Raw genomic sequence first — 24,566 nt, forward strand, 5'->3', positions numbered from 1 at the left:
TCTCCGACGATGCGCCCCAAAGTCCTGGGTTCTGAGTAGGCCGCTCCAAGCGCTGGATCCGGTTCGATGGGCCTTGAGCTAGGGTTGGCTCCGCTGTGGCTGGTTCTGCTGTGCAGCTTCCGCGTGCTGCCAGTGCTGGTGCTGACGCCGCTGCTCGGCAGCTTCCCGATCCCGGCGCTGATCAAGACGATGATCGTGCTCGTGGTGTCGATCGCGATGACGGGCTTCACCGGCTCGACGCACGTCCCGCTGCCCGCCGACGTGCTCGGACTGGGTGCTGCCGCGCTGTCGGAGTTCACGCTCGGCGGGCTCCTCAGCATCGGCATTCACGCCGTGTTCGGCGCGGTCTCGATCGCCGGCAAGCTCATCGACCTTCAGGCAGGCTTCGGCCTCGGCGCGATCTTCGATCCGATTTCCAGGCGGTCGGCCACCGTCATGCAGTCGGCCCTCGGCATGCTATGCGTGGTGGTCTTCTTCAGCATGGACATGCATCTGGTGCTGCTGCGCATGCTAGCCGAGTCGCTGCACACCGTTCCGCTCGGCTCGGGACCGTTCGACGTGGATGTCGGCGAGCTAATCCGGCGATCGTCCACACTCTTCGCGCTGGGCCTCGCGTTCGCGGGGCCGCTGGTGATGCTCTTGTTCCTCTTCGACCTGGGCTTGGCGGTGATGTCGCGCAGCGTGCCCCAGCTCAACGTGACCTTCCTCGGCATCGGCATCAAGATCGCCGTGGCGATTGTCTTTATCGCGACCCTCGCGAGCACTTGGGGCGATGCATTCCGCCGGCTGCTTTCGATGATGGCCGGATAAGCGTCACGAACCCGGTTCGGCTAGGGCAATGCTGATCAAGTACCAGTCGACCACGGACCGACGCAATGCGTTGAAGACGACATGAAGCAGCAGACCTTGGCAGTAGCCGCCGACCAAAACGCGCAGTACGAGCAGTACCGCAGGCCGACGAAGCGAGACGTCTTCCTGGCGACGATGGAAGAGATCGTGTCGTGGGCCGAGTTGTGCGCCGTGATCGAGCCGCACTACCCGAAGCCCGGCAACGGGCGTCCACCGGTTGGCTTGGAGAGGATGCTGCGCATGTACTTCGTGCAGCAGTGGTTCAACCTGGCCGACGCCGCGTGCGAGGACGCATTGCTCGACAGCACGGCGCTGCGGCGTTTCGCCGGCATCGACCTGGGCAGCGAGCGCGTCCCCGACGCGACCACGCTGCTGAAGTTCCGCCGGTTGCTCGAGACGCACAAGCTGGGTGAGGGGTTGTTCGCCAAGGTAGGCGACGTATTGCAGGCCCGAGGCCTGGGGCACAGGGACGATCGTGGACGCCACGATCATCGGTGCCCCGAGTTCCACGAAGAACAAGGACAAGAAGCGCGATCCGGAGATGCACTAGTCCACTGAAGCATTGAAATTGGCTGTGTATGCTCCACCTTGGAGGGCATGCACAGGTGACTTTGACGGGGGACGAACGGTCCGAGCTCGAAGCGGTGATACGCAAGCGGCATGGCAACGCGGCGCTGGCGCGTCGGGCGCGATGCGTGCTGCTTTGGGCGGGCGGCGAGCGGCGAGTGGATATCCGCACCAAGCTGGCCTGCAACGATGCCTTTGTCACGCGCTGGACGAAGGCGTTCGAGTTCCAAGGCCTGGCGGGGTTGGTGTCGTTGCACCCGGGCCGCGCGCCGACAAGCCGCGCGATGGTTCGACGCACTGGAGCAGCCGCAAGCTCGCGGCCGAGCTGGGTGATGTCTCGTTCTCTGCCGTTCAGCGCGTCTGGCGCAAGCATGGCCTGCAGTCGCATCGGCTGCGAGAGGGAACGACCACGGCCGAGCATGAGCGAGTCACGGCCCTGGAGCGGGAGAACCGGGAACTGCGCCAGGCCAACGAGATTTTGCGCAAGGCGAGGCAAGAAGCTCAAGACCACCGTCAGCGATCCGGCCACGCCCTGCCCGCTGGACCGGGTGAACCGGCGGTTCAAGGCCGACCGGCCCAACGCGCTGTGGGTCGTCGATTTCACCTATGTCACCTGGTCCGGCTTCGTCTACGTGGCCTTCGTCATCGACGTGTTCGTTCGGCGTATCGTCGGCTGGCGAGCGTCGAGCACCGCGAGAACGGACTTCGTCCTCGACGCCCTGGAACAGGCGCTGCACGAACGCCGCCCAGGCGAGGCCGATGCCCTGATCCATCACTCCGATAGAGGAGTTCAATACGTGTCGATGCGCTACACCGAGCGGCTGATCGAGGCGGGCATCGAGCCGTCCGTGGGCAATGTTGGCGACTCCTACGACAACGCCCTGGCCGAGACCATTAAGGATGGTCTGCAAAACTCAGGGCCAGTCCGCGTAGCGTGACGGCTCTGGCTGAGTGACGATCGAGCCCATGAAGCAGCTCGGACTTGGCCTGAACTTGTCGACGAAGAAGACGCGCAAGCGCGAGTTCTTGGAAGAGATGGAACGCGTGGTGCCGTTGGGCGTCCTGGTGCAGATCGTCGAGCCTCACTACCCCCGGGCCAAGACGGGGCGTCCGCCCTTGGAAGGCGAGCATCCGCGCAAAGGTCGAGCACCCGTTCCGTGTCCTCAAGCGGCAGTTCGGCTACACGAAGGTGCGCTACCGAGGGCTGGCAAAGAACACCGTGCAGATCGTCACGCTGTTCGCGCTGAGCAACCTGTGGATAGCGCGACGGCAATTGATGGGAGCCCAGGTATGAGTGCGTCAGCAACGCGCGAAAAGCGCGTAGTGGAGGCACCGGATGCCTTGTGCGGCAGCCATGCGCTCTGGTTCCGATGCCGACCTCGATCACCATGCTGCGTCAACCCGATCGTGCACGGCTTCGTGGCGTGTTGTGCAGACCATCCTTAACGGCCTGTACAAGGCCGAGCTCATCTACCGCCGCGGGCCCTGGAAGAGGAAGGAGGCAGTGGAGCTGGCCACCCTCGAGTGGGTCCACTGATTCAATCAACAGCGACTTCTCGAGCCGATCGGCTACATCCCACCGGCGGAAGCTGAAGCCGCATACCATCGCAAGCCTGCTGAGTCCGCCATCCTGGTGTGACTCAAGCAAATCGGCCTCCGAGATTCCCGGTGCGGTTCAGTCCGTCCGTGAGCGGCGCGGAGGGCGCTCGCGGCATGTCCCGGGTGTCGAAACATCCCATGCGGAGCTCGAATGCCGTCCAACTTCGCCCACAAATCATCAGTTCCGCACTCGATCTGCCGCGGCGACTGAAATCGGCGGCTTGATCAGCATTGCCCTAGCGCCGCACGTCATGGTAAACGCGGCCGAGTTGCCTTCTCAGGCTTAGCGGCGAGCATCCGGTCCAACGCCGGAATGCCCGACACAAGGATGACTGCTCGCTGAAGCCGACCTCAACACCGACCTGCATCAGGGGCGTGCGGCCGCGCAGCAGGCGCACGATCGCATGATGTGCCCGAGTTGCATCGAGCAGTTGCCGAAAGCTCGTCGACTCTGCGCTCAGCCGCCGCTGCAACGTCCGCGTGCTGACGTGTAGTGCGTCTGCCGCGGCATTCATGTCACCTGTGTCGAGGGGAATGCGCGTTCCGAGCAGCAACGCCACACGCCTCGCGGTCGGGCGATGAGGGCAGGGCCTGACCGCGGCGGTGCACTCATGTAGCCAGTTGCCGATCGCCGCGTTGAGGTTGCCATCGGCCAATCGGGGCCTCGCTTCGAGGAGATCAGCGGGAACACTCACGCTGTGGGTGGAAGCATCGAACTCGACGCGGCACTCCAGAAGTTGCTCGTAACGTTGGCGCGTAGCGCAGGGACGATGGGCGAACGTGACGCCGATCTCTTCCGCCGAGGCGCCGACGAGGTGGCGGGCGAAGGAGACCCAGCCGGCAAGCGTCGCTTCGACGACGGCGGTGTCGACACCTGGCAATGGGTTCCAGATCAACGAGACGAACCCGCTTTGGGCCGTGGAGCTCAGGTCCCCGAGGGTGCTGGTCAGCGACGCGAACCGGTGCAGGTGACGAATGGTGTCCCGAAGCGATGTGGCAGTGGCCGCGGCTACGCCCATCAGGCCGTAACCGGCAGCGCCCGCGCGGATGCCGAAATGCAAGCCGACGAGCGGATCGCCGAGGTTGCGCCGCGCGTCGTCCAGCACACGAACGAACGTGCTGCCGGGCACCCTGTGCGCGGGAATTGCTTCTACGGGGCGAGAAGGCTCCGGCCACGCTAAGCCCTGTTTGAGCAGAAAGGTGCGCAGCGCCTCGGCATAGGCACCCGAGACGCTGGGAGAGTCGGACGGTGCGCACGGCCGACGCGGGTCCAGCCCCGCATCGGGCGAAATCAACATAGCCATGGGAACAAGGTGCAGCCGAGGGCTCCAAACATGGTGCGGACGAAGAGGGCCTGGACCTCAAGGGTCTGGTACCAGGGGGTTGCGATCGTCTGGAACGAAGCGCCGAAGTCCCAGACGACGGCCGGGTTCCACCAATCGAAGTGGAACTCGGAGGACCACTGGGCGCCGGTGATCAGCGCGTTGAAATCCGGCAAGGGCTGTCCCTTCGGTTGCATCAACCCATAAAGGGTCGTCATCGCGTCGAACACTTCGACGCCCGCAGAATCCCGAACATGCTTGAAGCCGGTAAACTGCACGCTTGTCCCGCTGAAGCGATAGGCCAGGACGCGACCATCGCCGGTCGGTGCCGAGGCTAAAATGACCAGAGTTCCGGCGATCGGTTGCGCTGGAAGGCGATCGATGAAGAGCGTTCCGGTGACCGCCGCGGGCAAGTTGAGATTGCCGCGCCACCGGTCGATATCCGGGATCACCACGCGCAGGGAGACGCTCGCCTCTCGGAACTCGCCCTCGTGGTAGACGTAGCCGCGCATGGTCTCCGAGAACTCGAGGCCGCGCGCGGACGCGTGACCGGTGCACAGCAGCAGAAGCAGGACGGCGAACAAGCGTTTCATTGCTGATCCTTAGCTCGTGAAGCGCTCGGCCGATCTCTCGGCAAGCGCGGCGATGCATAGCAAAGGGTTGACGCCGATCGACGTCGGTGCAGTCGAGCCATCCACAACTCTGAGATTGGCGTAGACACTGCCCGAGCTGCCGCGCGGATCGAACACCTGGCCGTTCGCGTTCACGACACCCCGATCGGCAGCGTCGGCCATCGGGCAGCCACCGAGCGGATGCACCGTGGTCAGCGCCCCTCCGAACATCGGTCCGCTGCGTGGCGGGGCGACATGGCGTCCGGCGAAGGTTTGAGCATGCCGTTCCATCTCTGCGCGCATGCGGGTGACGAACGGTTCTTGCGCAATCATCGGCCACAGCACCCGTGCATTGCCATTGGAGTCGAGCACCACCTTCCCGCCGGCGCTGTCGTGCCCGATGCCGAGGTAGACCATGCTGTGGTTCAGCGCGCCATCAGTGCGGCTATAGAGCAAATCGCGGGCGACGCGCTGGGCGGCCGGAAATGTCGGGAAGACCCCAGCCAATGGCGGCATGCCCAGCCGTAGCGCATCGAACAGCGCGCGTGGGATCGCGCCTTCCTCGATTAGATAGCGCTGCGACAGCGTCGGATGGTTGCGGTAGCTTGCAGCGGCGGTAATTGTCGGGCCGACGCGGCGCTCGCCGGCCGGCGCGACGCCGTCGCCGAAGCCCATCACATTAGTCTGGACCGATGTGTTGTAGCCGAGTCCCAGCAAGTCACCGTTTGCCGAGAAGCGCGTGCCGAGCGCATCCGACAGGGCTAGCCCCTGCGCGCGTGATCGCAGCAGGATCTGCGTGCTGCCCAAGGCTCCCGCGGCGAGCACGACGCTGGCGGCGATGATGTGCCGATGCTGCGCTGCGCCGCCATCGGGCCGAATGACCACGTGTACGCGCCATCGGCTGTCGGGCAACCGCTCTAGCCATTCGACTTCGACCCGCGAGAAGATCTGCGCACCCGCGGCGCGCGCCATTGGCAGGTAGTTCACATCAAGGGTGTTCTTTGCGCCGACGCGGCATCCGGTGACGCAATCGCCACAGTGCGTGCATAGTGCCTGCGCGACGCCGTGTTCGTTGGGCCGCTGGTCAACGCGTCGCAGGTTCACAGCCAGCGTAAGGGGCTGAAAGCTAGTGTCGGCCCCGCCTCGCGAGCGTGCCAGCGTCGTCGTACGATGAAACGCGTGTTTCCGCAGCCCATCCGACTCTAGTACCTGATCGGTGGACAGCACCTTGCGAACACGTTCTTCCCAGGCGTCCATGCGGCCTTGCAACACATCCTGTTGGATGCTGGCCGGCCAGCGATTGAAGATTTCGCGGTCCGGCGCGATCACGACGTTGGCATTGATCAGCGAGGTGCCGCCTAGCCCGCTGCCGCTTAGCACGTCGAGCGACTCTCCGGCCCGGTAGTCGAACAGTCCGAGCGGATTGATCGGCCCCCTGAATTGTGCGAGCACCGTCAGAAGCGCTGACGGAAAGGTACCAGGCGACCACTCACGGCCGCGTTCGAGTACACACAGCGATCGGCCAGCCGCGAGGCGTGCGGCCATCACCGCGCCACCGTAGCCCGAACCGACCACGACCACGTCGTAGTCGGACTTCAGCTGGTCGAGTGATACCGACAGGGCAGCGCGTGCAGGCGATCCTGCCTTGGCCGATGTCGCGGCTAGTATGCCCGCCGTCGCAACGGATCCGGAGGCGGCCACAAAGGCACGCCTGGTTGAGTGGGGCTGAGACATGGACGTCGATCCTCCTGTGGGCAACCTGGCGATCAGAGAGGCGGCCGGACGAAGCACCGACCGATGACCGGGGCCGGGCTATGCATGATCCGGCACAACGGCACGCGCCTGATTGATGCACTTGCTCGTCTGCCTCGGGATGGCGTTGAGCATGCTCCCGCCGACCGGCGGCGCTGTCTTGTCTTTACGCGTCAGAGGGCAATCCATGAACGACGCGCTGCTTGTCGAGAGATCGCGATCCCAAGGGTTAATACGATTGAACCGTGATGACCAGGCGACGGGCGCATGGGGTCAATACCTGCGCCGTGCAGGTCGCCGACATTCCGTCGGCCTTCGTGCGAGGCGCTTCAAATCTGGAGGATGTCCGACATGTTTCGATCTATTCAATGCCAACCCGGGCGCGCGGTGCTACGCACGTGTGTCGGACTGGCGGCCTGGATTGCCACTTCAACCTGGGCGGGTAGCCCAGTGGATGCGCTGTCGCCGCAGGCATTGCGCGGCACGCCGACACGAGAGGAGACGACAGATCGACTGATCGTCCGCTACAAGAAAGACTCGCAGGCGTTCAACCGCGTTGACCGGGTGGCTTTGGCGCGTACGCATGAGGTGCTGAACCAGTCGGGCTTTCAGATGCGAGTTCTGCGTCGCACATCCGACGAAGCTCATGTGCTGCAGTTGGATCGCGAGGGGTCGGTGACGTCGCTCCAAGCGATCGGACGCATGCTGAAAGCGCGCGATCCGGAGATCGACTATGTGGAACCGGATCGCCGCATGCGCATCCAGTTGACTCCCAATGATCCGCTTTACGGAAGCCAGTGGCACTACCATGAGCCCGTCGGTGGCCTCAACCTGCCGGCCGCTTGGAACCAGGCAACCGGGGCGGGTGTGACAGTGGCAGTCATCGACACCGGCTATCGGCCGCATGCTGACCTGGCGGGCAAATTCGTGGGCGGGTACGACATGATTGGTGACCTCGACGTCGCCAACGATGGGTCTGCGCGCGATGCGGACGCCTCCGATCCCGGGGATGGGGTGGCACCTGGCGAGTGCGGAGTAGGCTGGCCGGCCGAAAGCAGTTCGTGGCATGGAACACACGTGGCGGGGACAATCGCTGCGCTGACGAACAACGGCAGCGGCGTCGCTGGTGTCGCGTTCAGCGCCAAGGTGCTCCCCGTGCGCGTACTTGGCAAGTGTGGTGGCTACACCAGCGACATTGCGGACGGCATCACCTGGGCGTCGGGTGGCGCGGTAGCGGGTCTCCCGGCCAATCCGAATCCGGCACGTGTGCTCAACCTGTCGCTCGGCGGAGGTGGCGCCTGCAGTGCGACTACCCAGTCGGCCATCAACGGTGCTCGGTCCCGTGGCAGCGTCATCGTTGTGGCCGCTGGCAACAGCAACGCAAATGCTGGAAGCTACTCGCCGGCGAGCTGCTCCGGCGTGATCACGGTCGCAGCGGTCAATAGAAGCGGTGGCCGCTCCTACTATTCGAACTACGGCGCTGTCGTGGACGTTGCGGCCCCTGGCGGCGACGTGCGCACCAGCGAAAGTGACGGCATCCTGTCGACGCTGAACAACGGTGCGACAACACCTGGCGCGGACACTTACGCCTATTACCAGGGCACGTCGATGGCCGCACCCCATGTCGCAGGTGTCGCCGCGCTGATGCTGTCGAGGAACCCCTCGCTGACGCCTGATCAGGTCGAGGCGCTCATTAAGAGCAGTGCCCGTGCATTCCCGGCGACCTGTAGCCAGTGCGGCAGCGGGATCGTCGATGCCAATGCGGCGGTGTCTGCCGCCGCGAATGTTGGCGGCGGCACCACCACCATTAACGAGGTGGAGAGCAACAACTCGTTCAATACGGCTCAATCGATTGCAACCAGTCCTGCGCTCGTAAAGGGCGCGTTGTCGTCGGCGGACACCGACTACTTTCGCGTGACGCTGGCACCGGGAAAGACTCTAACGGCCACCCTGACGCCGCCGCTGACAGCGGACTACGATATGTATCTCTACAACAGCGCTGGAGCGGTGATCGCCAGTAGTTACAAGGGAACGGGCGCTGTCGACACGGCGACCTATAAGAACACAAGCGCCTCGGCAGTGACCGTCTACGCACGCGTCTACTACTACAATGGTGGCTCCGGTAGCTACACTCTCAAGTTGTCGCAATGAGGCAGGCGGGACCGCCTAAGGCGGTCCTGCTCCAGGGTCACGCGGCTGCATGGGCGCCGCAGGCCGCGGGACGTCGACTAGCAGCACGTGGGACGATCAGGGCGAGCCCGCCGATCAGCGCGAGTGGAAGCGAACCAGGCTCCTGGATTTCGCCCGTCGGGACCTGTTCGACGGCCAGGCTGTCAATGTGGCCGTAGATGTCGACGTCACCGTAGATGTTGAGCGGGTTGTAGATCTTCTGGGCATGAAACTCCATGTGATTGCTGCAGAAGATGTTGGCGGCCTGACCCGCGCCGTTGAGGTCGCACTCAGGCAACTCGAACTTAGTAAGGTCGACGCCCAACGGGACTGCGTCGCTGTGGATGGCATCGAGCAGGAGCGATAGTAGTACGATGCCCGTCTCGACATGCTCGTATCCCTGGGCGTTGTAGAGTTGGCCGTACGCGGTCCAGAGATCGTAGGCTGGGCCTCCGCTCTCGCTGTAGTCGTTCGCGACTTCGCTTTGGTTGTACGGCAGGCCGCTGTTCTGTACGAAAGCTCCCGGCGAGAAGTCGACGAAGAACTGGCTATTGCCGCCCATATACAGCGCGCTGTTGGACGCAGCTACGCTGTCGGGGGTGTCGCGATCAAACACGAATCCGCCCTTGAAATAGCCGCCAACTGTTGGACTATTCGCGACACCGAAGAAGTCTTCCAGCATTTCGCCGCTGACACTGTGCAGCGTTCCGCTGTAAGTGACTTTGAGCAGTTCAGCAGAGGCAGGCTTCGCGCAGGCAAACGCGCCAATGAATGTGATGATCGCACTTAGACGACGCCAGACGGGGACGTTGGACATCAGCAACTCCAGTTAAAAGGTTAGGGCGGGATTGACCGGGCGTTCCGGTCACGTCCACGTTGTCGCGCCGCGTCGGCCGCCCGTTAAGGGTTTAGTCCGGATCTTTCACCAGTGAAGTCCGAGTGAAGCCCCAGTGGCCTGCGGCCACTCGGACTGGCGGCGAAGTGTATGCGTCCGGGCATCCGATCTCCTGACTAGCGATGAAACTCAGCAACCCGTACGACGGGCACACGCTCGCTGAGCAACTGCAGCAAGCCGAGGTTCTTCTCCAGGACATCGGCGTCGCCCCGAAGACGGTCGTCGTCGATCTCGGATATCGGGGCGTGGATGCGATGGTGCCGGAGGTGCAACTGCTGGACCGAGGCAAGAGCCGGTCGATGACGGCGCAGCAGCGGCGGCAGGCATTCGAGCTTGTCATCGGGCACATAAGACCGATGGACTATTGGACAAGGACTGGCTCAAGGGCTCGCTCGGCGATGCGATGCACGCCCTGCTCTGCGGGGCCGGGCACAACCTGCGGCTCGTGCTGGCGCACCTGAGGGTGCTTCTCTTGGCCATCGCCGCGCTCGCTCTGCACGTCTCCTGGCAGATGGCAGGCGCATCAACCTGCTCGAAGCTGAGCGGGTTGTTCAGGACCGACTACACACACATCAAAGACATCATCCGAAGGTTCTTCCGCGAGTTAAGCCTGACTTACCCGGATCGCTCGTGCTTGGCGGGACGTGTACATTGACAACAGGAACTTCTGTTCGTAGAAGTCTTTCGCACCCGAACGTTGAGGTTGGCTTTTTGATGAAGCGCGACTGTGGTTTTGAACACGGTGGAACCGATTGCTCATAGCCAGTCTTTAGGTTGTCATCTTTCACATTTTGCAAGAAGCTGCAAAGCGACATGCAGCCTTGTTAGAGTTTATGCAAGCAATCGATGTAGGGGCATTGAGTCTATTCACCGCCACGGCTGTCGCCCTGTTGGGTTCACCGGGCCCAGTCATCGCGCTACTTGTTGCTGTCGGCCAAGTAGCCAAACCCAGGGTTGGTTTCCGATTCTATTGTGGGACGCAGATTGGTCTAAGCGCTGCCGCGACCCTAAGTTGCGTTGGTCTTGCAAGCGTTCTTAGTCTCACGAGTACGACAACTCAGTGGCTGACGTACGCTTCTTCCGCGTACCTAATTTGGATTGCATATCGCATTGCGACGTCACCCGTGGGAAGCGGGGCGGATGTTGGTGCGAATTTGCTGAAGTCGCCCCTTGTCACCGGCGTGGTGGTTGGCGCTGGAAATCCGAAGGCGTATCTCGCATTTGCATCACTATTTGCAAGCCAGGCAATCGTTGGGGAAGGCGGCTCTGCTGATAGCGGGTTCAAGCTTTTCCTTATTATTGCCGTTATGGTGGTCGTTGATGTTGCTTGGCTGCTGATTGGGTTTGCGCTCGGGCGAGCCGCGCTTCCGCCAAAGGCTGAAAGATGGCTCAATATCATCCTCGGCGCGTCTGTGGCCCTTTCCGTTGCCGCAGGAGTCAAGTGAGTGGGCGTGGTGTGGGCGAGATGAACTCTAATGCAGTGCGCGTGAAGTTGTAGACCATATTTTGCTCGGCATACTCCCACCTGCCCCTGCAATTTCGGCGCGCGTCAAGCTACTTGTCGCCTCTCTCATGCAGCCAATGGCTGAATAACTTCGCGACGCGGGGCCACGGGAGCGAGCTGGTCGCGCTCCGGGTTGAGCGTGACGCAGGCGATGTGCGCCCAGTTGCGCGTGTGACGTGACCAGCGTGCCGGGTGGCGCGCGCGAGCCAGGAGGTGGAGCTCGTGGCGGGCCGCGCGGATCGTGATGGCCTGGCCTGCGTGACGTTGCGCCGGACTGACGTAGCGGATGCCGCTGTGACGATGGTCGCGGTTGTACCAATGCACGAACTCGCGCGCCCACTCGCGCGCAGCGCCGAGGTCGGCGAAGCCCGGAGGCTCTATGCAGGGATGCGCTCGGGCGCGGTGCTGATGAGCGATGGCTACGAACCCTACGCGTCGCTTGCGAGCGAACATCGCCTGGTGCACCTCGGGTGCTGTGACCTGCCCGGTTTCTTCGGACCACTGATTCCTGGGAAGATGGCTCTTCGCGAGCGAGGAGCCCGTGAGGAAGAGTCGATTCAGCGAAGAGCAGATGGTCACCATCCTGCGCGAGGCTGACCGGACGTCCGTGGCGGAGACGGCCAAGAAGCACAAGGTCAGCGATCAGACCCTCTACGCCTGGCGCAAGCACTTCGGCGAGCTGGTGCCGAACGACGTCAAACGCCTGAAGTCGCTCGAGGCCGAGAACGCACGGTTGAAGAAGCTGCTGGCCGAGCGTGATCTGGACATCTCCGTGCTCAAGGAGATCAACGCAAAAAAATGGTGAGCCCGCAGGCGCGGCGCGAGCAGGTCGCGTTCGCTTGCGAACGCGGTTTGTCTCGGCGCCGAGCCTGCGGGCTGCTCAACATTGCGCGTTCGACTCTGGGCTACGAGCTGCGGCTGCCGGCCAGCGAAACCGGATCTTCCTGCGCCGCCAGGGACACGAGGTCGGCATCCATCGCGCGCATCGGCTATGGCGCTTGGCCGGGCTACAGCTGCCGCGCAGGAGGCCGCGGCGGCGCGTTGCGTCGGGTCGACCACGACCGCTCCAGCCCCTCAAGGCCAACGTCGTCTGGGCCTATGACTTCGTCTTCGATGCGACGGCCTCGGGCAGCAGATCAAGTGCTTGACCGTCGTCGACGAGTTCACGCATGAGTGTTTGGCCATCGACGTGGCCGGCTCGATCCGCTCCAAGCGCGTGATCGAAGTGCTCACGCGCTTGATCAGTCTGCATGGTGCGCCGTTGTTCCTGCGCTCGGACAACGGGCCCGAGTTCGTCAGCCATGCCATCCTCGAGTGGATCTCGCGCAGCGGGATCGCCACTGCGCTGATCGACCCCGGCAAGCCTTGGCAGAACGCTACCAACGAGAGCTTCAATGGCAAGTTCCGCGACGAGTGCCTGTCCATCGAGTGGTTCCGCTCGCGCGCAGAGGCACGCGTCGTCATCGAGACCTGGCGCCACCACTACAACGCCGTTCGGCCACACAGCAGCATCAACTACTTGACCCCTCTGGAGTTCAAGCGCCACCATCACCCCATCCCCAACCGAGCCGTCTTCCAGGAATGACTGGCCCGAAATTGCAGGGGCAGGTCACTTTCTCGTTGCGAGGGGCTGGCGGCCACGCCAGAGCCACGAGTGCGCGCACTTCATCGGCCGCCAGATTACCCATCTACGCCGCATTGGCGCCGCGGCGAAGCCGACCCTCGGTCTTGCCTTAACCCTCGGAAGTTGCGAACGGAAGTCTTGCGTACTGGACTCCTCAAAGCGCAGACCTCAGGAGTTCGACCTTCCCTCAACAAGGAGACCGATCATGCGCGTTCAACCGAAGAGCATCCCTCAGAACTTGTTTCGTTTGCTCGGTGCGGATACTGGCCGCACGGGCGCAGCCGATGGCAAGCCGCAGGCGCCTAAGACGTCTGGACAGACTGCAGCCGATACCTTTGAAACGCCCGCGCCGAGCGCGCAAGCGTCAGAGCGCAGCGCCGCGCCGAGCGCGATTCATTCGACCAGTCGGACAACTGCTGCTGCCTTGCCGTCGAAGGCGGCATTGCAAGCGAGCACGAGCGGCTGGACGTTTGGGACTGACGTTTCAGCCTTGGCAGTAGTGTCGGAAGTCGAGATCCCCGCGGCTGTGGCCATCAGTAGGCCGCCCCTGACAGACGAGCAGATTGCCGCAGATGCTGCTCGAATGGCCTTGCAGGGTCAGTTGCAAGCGAAGTACGGCTTCATTCCGATTTCACCTGAGGAGGCCAAGTCTTCGGTCGACATCAAGTTTAGTGACAAGGACCATCTGCTGGCTAGATTCCTACCCACCATGGAGTTGGTGAAAGCCGGAAAGATTGCTGCTGAAGACGCACACTACTTCTTGCCGGAATCGATTCTCCACGAGATGCAGCAAAACCCAGATGCGGCTCTGGCGTCGGCCCGAGATGCCTATGCTCGTCTGCACCCGGCTGATGGTCCTCGAGTCTGGACCTACAACCAGCTACTGGACCCGCAGTCCTGAGTCCCCGCAACGCGAGAGTGCGGTTCGATCGCCTGATGGGGCGATCGAAGCCTCGATGTTGTTGGCGCCCCTGCGCCGGCAGCGGGGCCGGTGCGTCGTGTGGGGCGGTCACGGCTCCTGGCTCTTGGCCGAGCGTTGCTTGGCGCGCGCAACCAGCGTCCCTGTGTCTCCTTGGCACGGTAGGGACTCGCCCTCGATGCGCACGGCCTCGGACGCCTTGTTGGTTGTCACCAGGTTCAGGTGCACGGTCAGGCCCTCGCGCCTATGACCGTCTCCCAGCCCAAGCCGGTGGCGCGTCGCGCTGATGGCTGCGTGCCGCGCGTCGTCTTCGGCATGCAGATAGATGCTGGTGGTAGTCAGCGATGAGTGGCCGAAGGTGTCGCGGATGTGGCGCAGGTCGACGCCATCGGCCAGGCGCGAGCCCATGGTGTGCCGCAGCCAGTGCGATGAGGCGGCCTGCACCTTGTCCGCGCGGCCTTGGTGCTCCGGGCCCATCGTTCGCAGTCGCTGCGCGGTCAACCCGAAGATCTCCTTGAGGATGACGTGGGCCGCTGCGCGCGTCAGCCGCCGCGGCCACTCGATCGGGCCGCGGGCAAGGCCGCGAGGTCTGGCACCCGCCACCACACGGGCAACAGGAGCGTCGAAGGCTCGCCCTGCTGCGGCAGCGGTGGCAGGCCGAGCCAGCACCGGTAGTTCGTGAGCTCAACCATCAGCTCGTTGGTGGCCGGCACCAGTCGCGCCTTGAGCTGCCCGCCGTTTTTCGTCTTCCAGGAGCCGATGGTTAGCATCGAGGTCTGAAGGACGAGAAGTGAAGAAGATACCGAAGCAGGAATACACGGCCAAGTTCAAGGAGCAGGCCGTCAAGCACGCGCAAGCGGTGGGCATCGTCGTGGCCGCCAAGGAGCTCGGGTTGGTCGAGCAGACGCTGCGCAACTGGGTGAAGGCTGCCGAGGCAGGCAAGCTCGTGGGCGCCGGCGCCAAGCCGGTGACGCCCGAGCAGATGGAGCTGTCGAGGCTGCGCGCGGAGAACGCCCGGTTGAAGATGCACTTCGAGATCCTAAAAGAAGCGACGGCGTACTTTGCGAAGGATGCGCTGTGGAGTACGCCCGGATCGACGCGCAGCGGCGAATACCCCCTGCCAGACATGTGCGAAGTGCTGGCCGTGAGCATCAGCGGCTATCGAGCTTGGCGCCGCGGTGGCAAGCCTGATCGCACCCGTCTGAGTGACCCGCTGGCCGTGGCCATGATTAAGAGCATCCACGCCGAGGTCAAAGCGGTGAACCGCGCCGGGCTTTCTGGAGGCTCCAACCCTTGAGTAAATTGGAGCCCTATGAACAAGAGCAAGTCCTCGAACAGGTTTGCACCGGAAGTGCGTGACCGCGCGGTGCGGATGGTCCTGGAGCACCAGAGCGATTACGCGAACCAGTGGGCAGCGATCATGTCGATCGCGCCGAAGTTCGGCTGCTCGGGAGAGACGCTGCGCAAGTGGGTGAGGCAGCAGGAGCGCGACAGCGGCGTGCGAGAGGGAACGACCACGCCGAGCATGAGCGAGTCAAGGCCCTGGAGCGGGAGAACCGGGAACTGCGCCAGGCAGGCCGACCGTCGTAATCTCCATGGTGGACGCTCCTGCCGGTTCGAGTGGTCGCGACACATCCACTCTGGCACGTCGATGCCGTCATCGGGTGGGGGCGTCCATCCTATTGCTTACGATGAATCTACGAATCTACCGCGCTTCTGAAGGGGTGAGGCGTGGGCCCAGCGACAGGGGCGGTTTGTAACAGCGCCCGGAAGCGCTGTGGACTCCCGTGCTCCGACGGGTTCCGGCGCGGGCAGTTTCTGATCAGCCCACACTGAAACAATCGAAGCGACTTCGCTCGAAGTCGAAGCGGCTTTGCAACCATCCCAGTACAACATCTAAGCCGCTTCAGATATTCGGGCTCGAGGTTCGAGCTCAGTCTTGGAGCAAGGAGCAGTTGCAATGACCGTCGAAGCGACCAACTCCTCCCCACGACTGCTGGTCGTCGACGACGACGCTGACCTGCGGTCGTTGATGATCGAGTATTTCGGGAGGCACGGATTCACGGTGCATGGCGCCTCTGGCGCACCGGATGCATTCCGCTTGCTGGACGAGGCGGTGCCAGAAGTCGTGATTGTCGACTTGCATCTGCCGGCTGGCGAGAGCCTGACTATGGCACGCCGGCTGCGCCGTGCACACCCGAGCATGGGCATTGTGATGCTGGACGCTGTAGTGGGCGAACCCAGCGACCGGATAAGACTTGAACTCGGCGTTGATGACTACCTGCCGAAGCCCTTTGACAATCGCGAACTCCTGAGGCGCGTGCGAGGCCTGCTACGTTGCATCGGCCGCACTGCGAAGCCATTGGCGGAAGACGTGCCGTATCAACCGAGGCCTTCCGATGTGCCGGCGGTGCGGCAACGCATTGCCTTTGGCGCGTGCTCGTTGGATCTGGAAGCCCGGAGTCTGTTCGCGATCGACGGAACGGAAATCCCGACGACTGCAGCAGAGTTCGATCTCCTCGAACTGCTCTCCCGACATCCAAACCGCCCGCTCAGTCGCAATCGAATCATGGAACACACGCGAAACCAAGCGTGGAACGTGTTCGACCGCTCGATCGATCTGCAAGTGATGAAGCTGCGTCGCAAGATCGAGCGTAACCCGGACAAGCCAGTTGTCATCAAGACCGTATGCAGCGTTGGTTACGTCTTCATGGCGCCTCCATCCAAGTAGAGAGTACGAAATTGGACAAGAATCGGCTGGCGTGGCCGCGCCGGTTTTCGCAAGCGCACCCGGCGCATCGACGACTGAGCGTGCACACGGTGTCACTCACAAGAGTGAGCTGAGCCGTCTTCGCCGGGCGCCTGGGCTGACGATGCTCAGCGGTTAACGCCAAAGATGGCATGCCGAAGCATTTCGACCTGTTCGTGCAGCCGTCTCATGTCGCGCTGTTCAGCCGGTAGTTGATTCCAGGCGGCGACGATTTCGGCCTCGCGGCGTCGGAAGTCGCGCACGCGAGCCTCTTCGCTTGGTGCCCTTGGGCCACCGTCCGCGCTGCCAACGAGATATCGCGCGCGCCAGGCATCGACGCCAGCGCGGCGATGCGCAGGATCGCGCAACAGCACCTCGAGTATGGCTTCCTTGATTCTTCCGCCTTCGTCGATTCCGATCTGGCGAGCTTCCAGCGCACTGTCGAGATCGGCCTCCAGCTTCCGAGCCAGACCGAGCATGTCGGAAGAGATTCCTTGTCCGGCAGCGCGCAGTGCGCGGAAGCGTGCGAGTTCGTCCAGGAAGGCCAAGTGTGCCCTGACGCGCTGCTCTTCCGACGGCAAGAGTGCGGGGCCGAGTGCCAAGGGCGCGTGCACCGCGCCCGCGGGCGGATTGACATGGCCGTGCTCGGCATCAGGGTCGGTACGCGCGGGCGCAAACGGTGAAGCCATGGCCGAGCCTGGTTCTGCGGTCGCGGCCGCGACGCGGAGCGGCGCGCGCTGGGCCTCGGGCGGGTCGAAGGTACTCAGCGCCAGCCATCCAGCGCAGGTCAATCCGGCGACGACGGAAGCGGCGACGAGTCGCGTGGGAGGCTGGGGCATGGCGGGGCGGGCGTCGCGCAGTAGGAGGACAACCGCCGAAGGTGCCTTCCGAACGTAGCGATATCTTGTCTGCAAGCGCCTTTCGCGCAATCGCCGGTGCCTTGGGTGCGAAGTTTCTGACACACGTTTGCGATGGCGGGATGGGACAAGACGTTCCCGGAGCCCTCGGGGAGATTGGCGACCTTCACGAGACCAGGGAGGCAACGTGAGAACTTGTGCACCATGCGTTCAGCTCTTCGGGCTGGCGGTCGCTCAATGCGTCGCGCCTGCGGCCGCCTTCGCGGCGACCATCACGATCGAGGCGTCATCGACTTCCGCTCCGCTCGGCGGAACGATCTGGCTGGCTGGCAAGATCGACGGCCAAGGAACGTTCATGAACTTCGCCGTCAATGGCATCCCCGGCGGAAACTCCACGGTCGGCACAGTCAACTCCCAGAATGGCAAGTACGTCGCTCCGTCGGCACTGCCAACGCCCTCGACGGTCACGCTGACGGCAACCTCGAGCCTGGCGCCAGGGGCGGTCGGCAGCCTGACGATCACACTGATGGGTCCCGGGATGCCGCCGCCGGCTCCTTCGCCGGCTCCTGCGCCATCGCCATCGCCATCGCCATCGCCATCGCCATCGCCGGCACCCGCTCCCGCACCCTCCCCGGCGCCAGCTCCCGACTCCGCCACGCTGGCTGCAGCCAGGTTCCTGGAGCAGGCCTCGTTCGGGCCGACGCCCGCCGATATCAACCGGGTCAAGCAGATTGGGGCGGCGGCGTGGCTGGACGAACAACTGGCATGGCCGGCCTCGACGATCCCCGTCGGCAGCTCGAGCGTGGAGCCGGTGATTCGAGACTGGTACCAGAGGATGGTCAGCGGTCCCGATCAACTTCGGCAGCGCATGATTTTCGCGCTATCCCAGGTGCTGGTCGTATCGACGGAGAAGAATCCGTACGGCGACGAGATCGTTCCCTGGCTGCAAACGCTGTCGAAGCATGCGTTTGGCAACTTCGGCGCGCTGCTTAAGGAACTGACCATCAATCCTGCGATGGGAAAGTACCTGGACCTTGGCAACAGCGCTACGCCTGTTCCGAACGAGAACTATGCCCGCGAGGTCATGCAGCTGTTCACGATCGGGCTTCACCTGCTCAACCAGGACGGAACGCTGCAGCTGGACGCAACGGGCGCTCCAATTCCAAGCTATGACCAGGTCCGGGTGAATGAGCTCGCACGTGCCTTGAGTGGCTGGACCTACGCCGGGGCCAGCCCGACGGGCTTGAACTACCAGAACATGTCGGGACCGCTTCAGCCACGGGAGTCCTACCACGATCGGGGTTCGAAGACGCTGCTGCTTGGTGCCACGCTGCCGGCGGGGCAGAGTGCGGCGCAGGACATGGACGCCTCGCTGAACAATCTGCTGGCGCATCCGAATCTTGCTCCCTTCATCGCGACTCGGCTGATCCGGGCGTTCGTGACCAGCAACCCCAGCCCCGCCTACGTGCAGCGCGTGGCGCAGGCCTTCGCAAACGGACCGCAGGGCAGGGGAGATCTGAGCGCGGCACTCAGGGCGGTCCTGCTCGATTCGGAGGCGCGACAGGACGCCGCCACTGCAACACAAGGTCGATTGAAGGACGCCATCCTTCACACGGTCGGGCTGGTGCGGTCGCTCGGCGGCCAAGTGAACGACCCCATCACCCTGTCCTACGACTATTTCAAGATGGGTCAGCGCCTGACGGCCGCGCCAAGTGTGTTCAACTTCTACTCGCCGCTCACCCGCCTTCCAGGCAATCCAGGCTACTACGGACCCGAGTTCCAGATATACGGCGCGAGCTACTCGATCGCCCGGGCAAACTTCATCTACTCGGTTCTCAATGGCGACATAAAGTCGATCGTCTCGATAGACCTCACGCCTTACGTGAATGCGGCGCCCGATACCCAGGCACTCATCAACCTGGTCGATCGCAATCTGTTGCAAGGCCGCATGTCGTCGCCGACGAGGCAGGCGCTTGCCACCGGGATCGCCGCTTCGACCGACATGCGGCAACGCGCCCTGACGGCGCTGTACCTGACGGCGATTGCCGCGGACTTCGCGGTCCATCGTTGACCACGGTTCGAGACCTTGCAGGAGATCTCAGCATGAACAGCCTCAATCCGTCTCGTCGCAGTCTGATGAAGTTCGCAGGCACCCTGTTGTCGATGGGCGCCATCGGCTGGTCGCCGACAGCGAGAGCGGCCCTCTCGGACTACCGGGCTCTCGTCTGCCTAAACATGATCGGTGGCAATGACGGGAACAACATGGTCGTTCCCCTCGACTCGACGCGCTACGGACGATACGTGCAGCTTCGCTCCCCCAGCGGGCTGGCGCTGTCGGTGGCCGCCCAGACTCTGCTACCGCCTCGCGTTGTCGCCCTGAAAGGCACCGCCAGTCCGACGGACCAGCCCTTTGCCCTGCACTACGGCATGCCCGAGCTTGATGGTCTGTTTGGTGACGGCAAGCTGGCCGTCGTGCTCAACGCCGGTTCGCTGATCCAGCCGCTCACGAAGGCCCAGTACACCGCAGGCGTGGCCGTGCCATCGCAGTTGTTCTCGCACTCGGACCAGATTCTGCAGACGCAGGCCGGCGCGCCTACGGGATCCGGCACGGGTTGGGGCGGACGGCTGCTCGACTCGATGGGTGCGGCCGGCCCTCTAGACGCGGTATCCATCGACAACACCGGACTGTTCGTGGAAGGCGCGGTCGCGCACGGGAACATGGTACCCAGCACGAGCGAGCTGGCCATTTCCGGAATGAACTTCTGGCCGCAAAGTGCGGCCGATGCCCGCCGGGCAGCACTGGTCCAGCTGCTGTCGGCCGAGCAAGGGAACATTATGGCCAAGGCGGCGAACCAGGCCCTGCTCAATGGCTTGAACGTCAGTGCCGTCCTGCGATCGGCCCGTTCCAGCTCGCTGTTGTCCTCGACGTTCCCGGGCACGTCACTCGGGCAGCAACTGAAACTTGTCGCCCAGTTGATCCATGCCCGGAGCAAGGAAGGTCCCGGACGACAGGCCTATTACGTATCGATCGGCGGCTTCGACACACACAGTAGCCAGTCCTGGCAACACTGGAATCTGCTCAGCCAGGTGTCCAAGGCGCTAGCCGCGTTCCAAGCCGCGATGGAGGAGGCCTCGCTCGCTCAGCAAGTCACGACCTTCACCCTCTCGGAGTTCGGGCGCACAATGGCGCCCAACTCCAGCGGAACAGATCATGGCTGGGGAAACCATCAGCTCGTGTTGGGAGGCGCCGTCGTTGGCGGGCTGTACGGCGAGTTTCCAGATTTCATCATGGGGGGAGCCGACGATGCGACGGCTCGAGGCACGTGGATTCCGCGCTACTCGAATCAACAGTTCGGCGCCACGCTCGGCCGCTGGTTCGGCGTCGATTCGCAGGTTTTGGTGGGCACGGTATTCAAAGCGGGACTCGCCAACTTCGCCCAAAAGGACATCGGCTTCATGGGGGGCTGACGCACGGTCTGCCCTGGCCCGCCCCCTGGTGTTGTTTCTCCAACCCTTCGGATCCGAGCGACCATGACTCAGTCTGCGCCTCTGTGGAGCGTCGGCCGTGACCTTGACGAGGACGACCTGCGCGTGATCAGCGCTGGCGTGCTCACCCACGGCCGGGCGCGGGCCGCTGACGGTGATGCTCGGCCCATCGCATGTCTGCTTCGGCGGGACGTACAAGTGACCGCTGGAGCGACGGGGAGAACGGAATATGCCCGCCTGTTCGTCTTGTACGTCTGGGTGGCGCCTTCCGAGCGGCAGCAGGGCCCGGGGCTCGGAGGCACTGGCACGTCTGGAGCGTTAGGCGAGCCTGTCGGCCTGCCGCGATGCGATCATCGAGACGCTCGAGGATCGGGTGGCGGGCCTGTATCGACGCCTGGGCTATCGAGACGTCGCCTTCGTCGAGAACTACGTGGGCCCGTTCCATCGGCGCATCCTCATTAAGACGCTGGTCGATTCCGCAGGGGGCGGCTACACCGACGTTCGCGGGGAAGTGCTCAATGGGAACGGTGCCTGCGACCCTTGTTCGCCAACGCAAGCGTTCCTGCCAGACTGACGCTCCAGACGGCAGCAACTACAGCGGCAAGCGCATTTGCCTCGCCGACGCTCAGTCGAAAGGCCTGTGGGCCCAAGCAAGCCAGAATGACCAAGTAGACCAAGGCAGAGATCAGACTCGACGCGAGAGCGGCAACGGCGATCTGCACAAGCCTGCGCAGGTATTTCCTTTGCGCCATCGTTGGTTTCCTCAGTCATAAATGCTACTGCAACTGACCTGCATGGGGCGAGCATCGAGCAATTCGCATCTTGTTGGCACGTAGACCTCGTTGCGTCGTCGACGCATAAGCACAATCCGCTTGCCGAAGGTCGTCTTTGCACTCACCTTTGCTTCTGCCGTCCATTGATTGCGCACCCTGACGCTCGATGCGGCCGGCACGTACAACGCCAAGCACTTCATCGTTCCGCGTCGAACAAAGCCGTACCAGGCAAAGTTCTCCGTAGCGGTGCGATCAATTACCCACGTGAAATGCCGCGTGGATGCGAAGCTGAAGTTGGGATCGTCAACCGCAGGGTCTCCGAAGTGCTTTGAGACGAACTCTCTTGCGTTCGTGTAGCATTGACCCAGTCCTTCGAAGTCAAAGCTTTCTAGAGCCTCCCTGCCTGGAGGCAAGCGGAGAGCCGCTGCTGATATCGCGACAAACAGCGTCTCAATCATCTTGAACTCGTCCTCTGGACTATGCGCCGGCGGCGCTGCGGCGCTCCTGGCGCCGCTGGGCTCTGGCTACCCCGTGACCTTTCGAGATGCGTTGTGACGACCCTGGAAGTATCAACACTCTTCACGACAGGAACAATTTCGAATGTCATGCCCGTTCCGCGCCAATGCAACACCCACTCCTGAAGAAGTGCGCAGTCCGAGCATTCCATAAGTTGGAAACATCTTTCAAAGCTCGGTTCGACCCAACTGTCGATGTAGGTCAAGCCCGTAGGGAGTCCGCGTCCCGCCTGTCCGACCCGTTCATATACTGGCAGCATGTCGTCGTCGACAAATCGCTCAATCACCATAAAGAGCATGTGTTCCTTTCCAGCGGCGTTCGATTCTTCAGGCGCCGCGTTGCTCCACCAGCCGACATCCCCATTGGCACAAGAGGGGCGGCGTGCTTGGTCTTGCGCTGCCCGTCGCTTGAAGTGTAGCGACGCCATGTATCAGAGCCATTTCAGGGCAGAAGCGTGACACGCTTGCGCGCACGCTGAGTTCGAGCCCGAGGGTTCCGACCAGTCTTTCCCTGCTGCCGGACTTTGCGCTACGGGAGTTGTCGCAGTCGGGCAAGAGTACGTGAAGGTCGGTGTGCATGATCCCGACCTCACACGGTCGGAGGCGTCATGGCGCAGGAACTCGGCGAGCGACGTGGAGGAGGAATCGCGAGCGGCAGGCGACGGCTGCTGGTCCGCGCCAACGCGGCGCGAGTTGTTGACTTGGGCAGTCCCCGGGCCCGTCGATGGCGGCGGGTCTGTGCGCAAGTGTTCTGGTTACATCCACTGCGGCCGCATGGACCTTGCCGATGACACCGTCGGACACGACCGATTGGTTCGACATAGCCGACACGGTCGCGCTCGCAGCGGCGCCCATCATGCCGCTTTGTGCACCTGTCCGTGGGAACTGACAGCCGAGTGTGTCTCCACTTGCGTCGATTGGAGTCTTGGCAGGGAATCTCGACGGCGTGCGCGATGATGGTCGCGGAGGAACTCGACGTTGCTCTGACTCTGGTTGACGTGACCGCCGCGGACGCACGGCCGGAGCTGCTCTTCAACCAACTCACCGGTGGCTCATCGACCTTGAACCGCGCCGGGGTTTTCTGGAGGCTCTAACCCTTGAGTAAATTGGAGCCCTATGAACAAGAGCAAGTCCCCTCGAACAGGTTTGTGCCGGAGTCGCGAGAACGCGCGGTGCGCATGGTCCTGGAGCATCAGAGCGATTACCCGAACCAGTGGGCAGCGATCATGTCGATCGCGCCGAAGTTCGGCTGCTCCGGGCAGACGCTGCGCAAGTGGGTTCGGCAGCAGGAACGCGACAGCGGCCTGCGTGAAGGCACGACCACGGCCGAGCATGATCGCATGCAGGCGCTCGAGCGGGAGGTGCGCGAGCTGCGCCAGGCCAATGAGATCTTGCGCAAGGCATCGGCGTATTTCGCCCAGGCGGAGCTCGACCGCCGCTTCAAGCCATGAAGTCGTTCATCGACGAGCATCGCGACGCCCACGGGGTCGAGCCGATCTGCCGGGTCCTGGAGATTGCCCCGTCGACATACCGCGCGCACGCGGCCAGGCAGCGTGACCGCGGTCGCCGACCGGCCCGCGCGGTGCGCGATGACGCGCTGTCGCAGCAGATCCGGCGCATCTGGGAGAACAACTTCCGCGTGTACGGCGTACGCAAGGTCTGGAACCAGCTCAGGCGCGAAGCCCTGGAGGTGGCCCGCTGCACCGTGGCGCGGCTGATAGAGCTGATGGGGCTGCGCGGAGTGATCCGCGGCAAACGCCTCAAGACCACTGTTGGCGAGCCGGCCTTGCCCTGTGCTCTGGACCGCGTGAACCGGCAGTTCAAGGCCGATCGGCCCAACGCACTGTGGGTGGTCGACTTCACTTACGTCAGCACTTGGGCGGGGTTCGTCTACGTGGCCTTCGTGATCGATGTCTTCGCGCGGCGCATCGTTGTGACACTCCCGGTTTCTTCGGACCACTGATTCCTGGGAAGATGGCTCTTCGCGAGCGAGGAGCCCGTGAGGAAGAGTCGATTCAGCGAAGAGCAGATGGTCACCATCCTGCGCGAGGCTGACCGGACGTCCGTGGCGGAGACGGCCAAGAAGCACAAGGTCAGCGATCAGACCCTCTACGCCTGGCGCAAGCACTTCGGCGAGCTGGTGCCGAACGACGTCAAACGCCTGAAGTCGCTCGAGGCCGAGAACGCACGGTTGAAGAAGCTGCTGGCCGAGCGTGATCTGGACATCTCCGTGCTCAAGGAGATCAACGGTAAGCGATCGAGCAACCACGTCCTTGATTCCCGCGAAGGCAACTGAGAGCCTACGAACCCATGTACCTTACGTGGGATCGTTATGTCAGAGGCTTTCGATACTGAGGACCTGGCCAAGCGACTGG

The 24,566-nt window shown here is 63.2% G+C and carries 19 protein-coding genes, 12 pseudogenes and 1 other annotated feature; of the genes and pseudogenes, 19 read left to right on the plus strand and 12 right to left on the minus strand.

Going from position 1 to position 24,566, the window contains the following annotated elements; all coding sequences use genetic code 11:
- Nucleotides 1–66: 66 nt before the first annotated feature.
- From P1K89_RS31970 to P1K89_RS31990, 7 genes and pseudogenes are all read left to right on the plus strand, one after another.
- Nucleotides 67–810: a flagellar biosynthetic protein FliR gene (locus tag P1K89_RS31970; RefSeq protein WP_284620602.1), complete on the plus strand. Its 744-nt coding sequence runs from the start codon at nucleotides 67–69 to the stop codon at nucleotides 808–810.
- A gap of 81 nt (nucleotides 811–891) precedes the next feature.
- Nucleotides 892–1,396, plus strand: a pseudogene (locus tag P1K89_RS31975) (IS5 family transposase); the annotation flags it as partial.
- 31 nt (nucleotides 1,397–1,427) lie between these two features.
- Nucleotides 1,428–1,670, plus strand: a pseudogene (locus tag P1K89_RS33335) (helix-turn-helix domain-containing protein); the annotation flags it as partial.
- Between the two features lie 234 nt (nucleotides 1,671–1,904).
- Nucleotides 1,905–2,312: pseudogene (locus tag P1K89_RS31980) on the plus strand (DDE-type integrase/transposase/recombinase); the annotation flags it as partial.
- A 70-nt stretch (nucleotides 2,313–2,382) separates the two neighbouring features.
- Nucleotides 2,383–2,532 (plus strand): annotated as a pseudogene (locus P1K89_RS33415) (IS5/IS1182 family transposase); the annotation flags it as partial.
- A gap of 4 nt (nucleotides 2,533–2,536) precedes the next feature.
- A pseudogene (locus P1K89_RS31985) lies at nucleotides 2,537–2,710 on the plus strand (transposase); the annotation flags it as partial.
- 147 nt (nucleotides 2,711–2,857) lie between these two features.
- A pseudogene (locus P1K89_RS31990) lies at nucleotides 2,858–3,055 on the plus strand (IS3 family transposase); the annotation flags it as partial.
- A 196-nt stretch (nucleotides 3,056–3,251) separates the two neighbouring features.
- Here the strand turns inward: P1K89_RS31990 and P1K89_RS31995 are convergent.
- Genes P1K89_RS31995 through P1K89_RS32005 form a run of 3 tightly spaced genes read right to left on the minus strand, consistent with a single transcriptional unit; the run spans nucleotide 3,252 to nucleotide 6,682 of the window.
- A complete protein-coding gene (locus P1K89_RS31995) occupies nucleotides 3,252–4,313 on the minus strand; it encodes an AraC family transcriptional regulator (protein ID WP_284620603.1) in 1,062 nt (353 codons plus the stop codon).
- Nucleotides 4,307–4,930, minus strand: a complete 624-nt coding sequence (locus tag P1K89_RS32000) for a hypothetical protein (protein ID WP_284620604.1) — start codon at nucleotides 4,928–4,930, stop codon at nucleotides 4,307–4,309. Before P1K89_RS32000 ends, P1K89_RS31995 begins: the two co-directional genes overlap by 7 nt.
- Before the next feature lie 9 nt (nucleotides 4,931–4,939).
- The gene (locus P1K89_RS32005; RefSeq protein ID WP_284620605.1) at nucleotides 4,940–6,682 is read right to left on the minus strand and encodes a GMC family oxidoreductase N-terminal domain-containing protein; all 1,743 of its coding nucleotides are present in this window, start codon (nucleotides 6,680–6,682) and stop codon (nucleotides 4,940–4,942) included.
- 468 nt (nucleotides 6,683–7,150) lie between these two features.
- Between P1K89_RS32005 and P1K89_RS32010 the strand changes: the two genes are divergently transcribed.
- Nucleotides 7,151–8,851 carry a S8 family peptidase gene (locus P1K89_RS32010; RefSeq protein ID WP_284620606.1) on the plus strand — a complete coding sequence of 567 codons (1,701 nt, stop codon included), beginning with the start codon at nucleotides 7,151–7,153 and terminating at the stop codon, nucleotides 8,849–8,851.
- A 37-nt stretch (nucleotides 8,852–8,888) separates the two neighbouring features.
- Here the strand turns inward: P1K89_RS32010 and P1K89_RS32015 are convergent, their stop codons facing one another.
- Nucleotides 8,889–9,686 (minus strand): hypothetical protein, encoded by a 798-nt coding sequence (locus tag P1K89_RS32015; RefSeq protein ID WP_284620607.1) that lies wholly within the window; start codon nucleotides 9,684–9,686, stop codon nucleotides 8,889–8,891.
- 194 nt (nucleotides 9,687–9,880) lie between these two features.
- Nucleotides 9,881–10,111 (minus strand): hypothetical protein, encoded by a 231-nt coding sequence (locus P1K89_RS33420; RefSeq protein WP_439898065.1) that lies wholly within the window; start codon nucleotides 10,109–10,111, stop codon nucleotides 9,881–9,883.
- 17 nt (nucleotides 10,112–10,128) lie between these two features.
- Between P1K89_RS33420 and P1K89_RS33425 the strand changes: the two genes are divergently transcribed.
- The gene (locus P1K89_RS33425) at nucleotides 10,129–10,419 is read left to right on the plus strand and encodes a hypothetical protein (RefSeq protein WP_439898066.1); all 291 of its coding nucleotides are present in this window, start codon (nucleotides 10,129–10,131) and stop codon (nucleotides 10,417–10,419) included.
- A 178-nt stretch (nucleotides 10,420–10,597) separates the two neighbouring features.
- Nucleotides 10,598–11,209, plus strand: a complete 612-nt coding sequence (locus P1K89_RS32025) for a LysE family translocator (RefSeq protein ID WP_284620608.1) — start codon at nucleotides 10,598–10,600, stop codon at nucleotides 11,207–11,209.
- Between the two features lie 125 nt (nucleotides 11,210–11,334).
- On the opposite strand, the pseudogene P1K89_RS32030 reads toward P1K89_RS32025, so the two are convergent.
- Nucleotides 11,335–11,640 (minus strand): annotated as a pseudogene (locus tag P1K89_RS32030) (hypothetical protein); the annotation flags it as partial.
- Between the two features lie 169 nt (nucleotides 11,641–11,809).
- Here P1K89_RS32030 and P1K89_RS32035 point away from each other — a divergent pair.
- Both P1K89_RS32035 and P1K89_RS32040 read left to right on the plus strand, forming a co-directional pair.
- Nucleotides 11,810–12,853 (plus strand): annotated as a pseudogene (locus tag P1K89_RS32035) (IS3 family transposase).
- A 244-nt stretch (nucleotides 12,854–13,097) separates the two neighbouring features.
- Complete coding sequence (locus P1K89_RS32040; protein WP_284620609.1) at nucleotides 13,098–13,793, plus strand: hypothetical protein; 696 nt, start codon at nucleotides 13,098–13,100, stop codon at nucleotides 13,791–13,793.
- A 108-nt stretch (nucleotides 13,794–13,901) separates the two neighbouring features.
- Here the strand turns inward: P1K89_RS32040 and P1K89_RS32045 are convergent, their stop codons facing one another.
- Entirely contained in the window at nucleotides 13,902–14,288 is a 387-nt protein-coding gene (locus P1K89_RS32045) for a tyrosine-type recombinase/integrase (RefSeq protein WP_284620610.1), read from the minus strand.
- Nucleotides 14,289–14,353: 65 nt separating this feature from the next.
- The gene (locus P1K89_RS32050; protein WP_284620611.1) at nucleotides 14,354–14,581 is read right to left on the minus strand and encodes a hypothetical protein; all 228 of its coding nucleotides are present in this window, start codon (nucleotides 14,579–14,581) and stop codon (nucleotides 14,354–14,356) included.
- 20 nt (nucleotides 14,582–14,601) lie between these two features.
- On the opposite strand from P1K89_RS32050, the pseudogene P1K89_RS32055 reads away from it, so the two are divergent.
- From P1K89_RS32055 to P1K89_RS32065, 3 genes and pseudogenes are all read left to right on the plus strand, one after another.
- A pseudogene (locus tag P1K89_RS32055) lies at nucleotides 14,602–15,069 on the plus strand (transposase); the annotation flags it as partial.
- A 54-nt stretch (nucleotides 15,070–15,123) separates the two neighbouring features.
- Nucleotides 15,124–15,386: pseudogene (locus tag P1K89_RS32060) on the plus strand (transposase); the annotation flags it as partial.
- Nucleotides 15,387–15,771: 385 nt separating this feature from the next.
- The gene (locus tag P1K89_RS32065) at nucleotides 15,772–16,542 is read left to right on the plus strand and encodes a winged helix-turn-helix domain-containing protein (protein ID WP_284620612.1); all 771 of its coding nucleotides are present in this window, start codon (nucleotides 15,772–15,774) and stop codon (nucleotides 16,540–16,542) included.
- A gap of 146 nt (nucleotides 16,543–16,688) precedes the next feature.
- Here the strand turns inward: P1K89_RS32065 and P1K89_RS32070 are convergent, their stop codons facing one another.
- The gene (locus tag P1K89_RS32070) at nucleotides 16,689–17,399 is read right to left on the minus strand and encodes a hypothetical protein (RefSeq protein WP_284620613.1); all 711 of its coding nucleotides are present in this window, start codon (nucleotides 17,397–17,399) and stop codon (nucleotides 16,689–16,691) included.
- Nucleotides 17,400–17,651: 252 nt separating this feature from the next.
- Nucleotides 17,652–17,774: a hypothetical protein gene (locus P1K89_RS32075; protein ID WP_284620614.1), complete on the minus strand. Its 123-nt coding sequence runs from the start codon at nucleotides 17,772–17,774 to the stop codon at nucleotides 17,652–17,654.
- Between P1K89_RS32075 and P1K89_RS32080 the strand changes: the two genes are divergently transcribed.
- Nucleotides 17,773–19,488: a DUF1800 domain-containing protein gene (locus tag P1K89_RS32080; protein WP_284620615.1), complete on the plus strand. Its 1,716-nt coding sequence runs from the start codon at nucleotides 17,773–17,775 to the stop codon at nucleotides 19,486–19,488. The two genes, P1K89_RS32075 and P1K89_RS32080, sit on opposite strands and share 2 nt — an antisense overlap.
- A 32-nt stretch (nucleotides 19,489–19,520) precedes the next feature.
- Complete coding sequence (locus tag P1K89_RS32085; protein ID WP_284620616.1) at nucleotides 19,521–20,885, plus strand: DUF1501 domain-containing protein; 1,365 nt, start codon at nucleotides 19,521–19,523, stop codon at nucleotides 20,883–20,885.
- A 781-nt stretch (nucleotides 20,886–21,666) separates the two neighbouring features.
- Here P1K89_RS32085 and P1K89_RS32090 read toward each other — a convergent pair.
- Nucleotides 21,667–22,134, minus strand: coding sequence for a hypothetical protein (locus P1K89_RS32090; RefSeq protein ID WP_284620617.1), 468 nt, complete (start codon nucleotides 22,132–22,134; stop codon nucleotides 21,667–21,669).
- On the minus strand, nucleotides 22,131–22,619 hold the full coding sequence (locus P1K89_RS33340; RefSeq protein WP_350082562.1) for a DUF3303 domain-containing protein: 489 nt from the start codon (nucleotides 22,617–22,619) through the stop codon (nucleotides 22,131–22,133). Before P1K89_RS33340 ends, P1K89_RS32090 begins: the two co-directional genes overlap by 4 nt.
- Before the next feature lie 750 nt (nucleotides 22,620–23,369).
- On the opposite strand from P1K89_RS33340, the pseudogene P1K89_RS32095 reads away from it, so the two are divergent.
- A pseudogene (locus tag P1K89_RS32095) lies at nucleotides 23,370–24,124 on the plus strand (IS3 family transposase); the annotation flags it as partial.
- Nucleotides 23,597–23,713 (plus strand) — a sequence feature (AL1L pseudoknot). Its footprint overlaps the pseudogene before it by 117 nt.
- Nucleotides 24,125–24,190: 66 nt before the next feature.
- A pseudogene (locus P1K89_RS32100) lies at nucleotides 24,191–24,448 on the plus strand (transposase); the annotation flags it as partial.
- Nucleotides 24,449–24,566 lie beyond the last annotated feature (118 nt).

This window comes from Aquabacterium humicola (assembly GCF_030167915.1).
In the GTDB taxonomy this organism is placed as follows: Bacteria; Pseudomonadota; Gammaproteobacteria; order Burkholderiales; family Burkholderiaceae_C; genus Pseudaquabacterium; species Pseudaquabacterium humicola.

Excerpts from the sequence above, each read along its gene's own strand:
- P1K89_RS32040 (WP_284620609.1), top strand. The coding sequence starts at position 13,098 with ATGCGCGTTCAACCGAAGAGCATCCCTCAGAACTTGTTTCGTTTGCTC.
- P1K89_RS32065 (WP_284620612.1), top strand. The coding sequence starts at position 15,772 with ATGACCGTCGAAGCGACCAACTCCTCCCCACGACTGCTGGTCGTCGAC.
- P1K89_RS32005 (WP_284620605.1), bottom strand. The coding sequence starts at position 6,682 with ATGTCTCAGCCCCACTCAACCAGGCGTGCCTTTGTGGCCGCCTCCGGA.
- P1K89_RS31970 (WP_284620602.1), top strand. The coding sequence starts at position 67 with ATGGGCCTTGAGCTAGGGTTGGCTCCGCTGTGGCTGGTTCTGCTGTGC.
- P1K89_RS32090 (WP_284620617.1), bottom strand. The coding sequence starts at position 22,134 with ATGATTGAGACGCTGTTTGTCGCGATATCAGCAGCGGCTCTCCGCTTG.
- P1K89_RS32025 (WP_284620608.1), top strand. The coding sequence starts at position 10,598 with ATGCAAGCAATCGATGTAGGGGCATTGAGTCTATTCACCGCCACGGCT.
- P1K89_RS32015 (WP_284620607.1), bottom strand. The coding sequence starts at position 9,686 with ATGTCCAACGTCCCCGTCTGGCGTCGTCTAAGTGCGATCATCACATTC.
- P1K89_RS31995 (WP_284620603.1), bottom strand. The coding sequence starts at position 4,313 with ATGTTGATTTCGCCCGATGCGGGGCTGGACCCGCGTCGGCCGTGCGCA.
- P1K89_RS32070 (WP_284620613.1), bottom strand. The coding sequence starts at position 17,399 with ATGCCCCAGCCTCCCACGCGACTCGTCGCCGCTTCCGTCGTCGCCGGA.
- P1K89_RS32075 (WP_284620614.1), bottom strand. The coding sequence starts at position 17,774 with ATGAACGTTCCTTGGCCGTCGATCTTGCCAGCCAGCCAGATCGTTCCG.
- P1K89_RS32085 (WP_284620616.1), top strand. The coding sequence starts at position 19,521 with ATGAACAGCCTCAATCCGTCTCGTCGCAGTCTGATGAAGTTCGCAGGC.
- P1K89_RS32000 (WP_284620604.1), bottom strand. The coding sequence starts at position 4,930 with ATGAAACGCTTGTTCGCCGTCCTGCTTCTGCTGCTGTGCACCGGTCAC.
- P1K89_RS32045 (WP_284620610.1), bottom strand. The coding sequence starts at position 14,288 with ATGGGCCCGGAGCACCAAGGCCGCGCGGACAAGGTGCAGGCCGCCTCA.
- P1K89_RS33340 (WP_350082562.1), bottom strand. The coding sequence starts at position 22,619 with ATGGCGTCGCTACACTTCAAGCGACGGGCAGCGCAAGACCAAGCACGC.
- P1K89_RS32050 (WP_284620611.1), bottom strand. The coding sequence starts at position 14,581 with ATGCTAACCATCGGCTCCTGGAAGACGAAAAACGGCGGGCAGCTCAAG.
- P1K89_RS32080 (WP_284620615.1), top strand. The coding sequence starts at position 17,773 with ATGAACTTCGCCGTCAATGGCATCCCCGGCGGAAACTCCACGGTCGGC.